Annotated in this window: 1 protein-coding gene and 2 pseudogenes; all 3 read right to left on the bottom strand. The window is 30.1% G+C overall.

Features of this window, described 5'->3' with window-relative positions:
- The coding region (locus ACFFRH_RS44135; protein ID WP_386164160.1) for a hypothetical protein at positions 1-570 on the bottom strand (570 nt) is incomplete at its 3' end.
- 60 nt (positions 571-630) lie between these two features.
- Positions 631-1143: pseudogene (locus tag ACFFRH_RS44130) on the bottom strand (proton-conducting transporter transmembrane domain-containing protein); the annotation flags it as partial.
- A gap of 288 nt (positions 1144-1431) precedes the next feature.
- Positions 1432-1617: pseudogene (locus ACFFRH_RS44125) on the bottom strand (hypothetical protein); the annotation flags it as partial.
- Between the last annotated feature and the right edge of the window lie 111 nt (positions 1618-1728).

Here is a 1728-nt window from a genome sequence, read left to right as displayed (position 1 = left end):
TAATGCGTAAGATGTAATAACTCCAGTGTTTAATTTAGCTATATTATTACTTATATTCAACAATCCTTTCTCTAACCCATAGGGTCCTAAATATTCTACAGATCCTTTATCTAATACTTTGGTAGTTTGACCACCTAGTTTTAAGACAACACCTGTAATAAATCTGTTATAAAATAACTCTACTAAAAAACGTTGATTAAAGAAGCTAAATATATTATAACCTAATCTAGATAATTTAAAATAAATTAGATTTTTAGATAAATATTCAGATAGCACTATTGAAATAATACTAAATGTTATAGTAAATATTAAAGGCAATAACTTAAATAAAGTCGGTACCCCAAATTCAGTGTCTAACATTATTTCATGAGAAGGGTGTATGAATAAAGCATTATCTACAAAAAATCCTGAACCTAATCCTATAAATATGTCCTTAGTTATAAAACCAAAGAATATAGAAAATATAGCTAAAATTATAAGAGGTAAGCTCATGAAAATATCACCTTCATGTGCTTGTTTATAATTTATTAAAGGTCCATTGGGGTTTGTTAAGAATGTTAAGTATAACACTTTAACAGAATATAATGTAGTAAATATTGCACCTATTGTAGCTATAATATATACAACAGTACTAGAAAAATGGTACTGACCATACGCAGACTCAAGTATGAAATCTTTTGAGTAGAATCCAGTCATAAACGGGAAAGCTACTAGACTTAAGGATGCTATAAGCATAACCGAATAAGTTAGAGGCAAGAAAGGTATTAATCCTCCATATCTTCTAAAGTCTTGATTATCTCCTACAGCATGAATTACTGACCCGGCTCCTAAGAACAACAGTCCTTTATAAAAAGCATGGTTTACCAGATGAAATAAAGCTATGTTATAACAAGATAAACCTACAGCTATAACCATCATACCTAATTGACTCATAGTGGAATAAGCAATAACTTTTTTTATATCTTGTTGAAATAAACCAATTAATGAACTAAATACAGTTGTAATAGCCCCCAATCATAAACACAACATTAATACTGTAGAACTATATTCTATTAAAGGAGATGAACGCATTAATAAGTATACTCCAGCCGTAACCATAGTTGCAGCATGTATTAAAGCAGACACAGGTGTAGGACCTTCCATCGCCATAGGTAATCATACATGAAGACCTACTTGAGAACTTTTAGCCATAGCTCCTATTAATAGACATACACCTACAATAGTTATAAGGTTTTCATTCATGTAAGGAGCTAAAGAAAACACAGTGGCATAATCTAAATTACCAAATGATCATAATATAGCGAACATACCTACAGTTAATAAACAATCACCTACTCTATTAGTTAAAAATGCTGAAAGAGCACTTTGGTTTGCTGCTACCCTAGTAAATCAAAAACACACTAAAAGATAAGAACAAACTCCAACACCCTCTCAACCCACAAACATTAATAAATAATTATTTGCCGTAACTAATATAACCATCATAAATGTGAATAAGCTTAAATAACTAAAAAATCTTTGGTTGTGAGGATCACTACTCATGTATCCTATAGAATATATATGAACTAAAGAACTTATAATTAATACAGGTAAAAGCATAGAAACCGTTAAGGAATCAAAATGAAATGCTCATCCTATATTTAAAGATTCAGAGTCAATTCATCTAAATACCTGTATAGATACAGGTATATTATTTAATCCAACTTCAAAAAAGGCAACCACAGCTAA

Source organism: Streptosporangium vulgare (assembly GCF_042428775.1).
Lineage (GTDB): Bacteria > Actinomycetota > Actinomycetes > Streptosporangiales > Streptosporangiaceae > Streptosporangium > Streptosporangium vulgare.
The sequence above is the reverse complement of the archived record's forward strand: the minus strand, read 5'-3'. Positions and strand labels throughout refer to the sequence as shown.